Annotated in this window: 1 pseudogene; it reads right to left on the minus strand. The window is 33.8% G+C overall.

Going from position 1 to position 207, the window contains the following annotated elements:
- A pseudogene (locus CD122_RS11530) lies at nucleotides 1–207 on the minus strand (IS5/IS1182 family transposase); the annotation flags it as partial.

The following is a 207-nucleotide window of genomic DNA, read 5'->3' on the forward strand; positions in this document are numbered from 1 at the left end:
CGAATTGATTATTTGTCGCTATCTGCAGGTTGTAGCCCGGTTTCAACTGACCATTTCTCATATGATCATCTTTCATTCTCATAAATGTCGCATCATGATCAGTTTTAGAATAGCTTTTTCTGTCACCATAAATTTCCATTTGCTTTTCATATTTTATCTTACGTTCTTTAAAATCCTTGAACGCTTTCTTACTTTTTCTCACTTCAC

This window comes from Staphylococcus rostri (genome assembly GCF_002902145.1).
Classification (GTDB): Bacteria; Bacillota; Bacilli; order Staphylococcales; family Staphylococcaceae; genus Staphylococcus; species Staphylococcus rostri.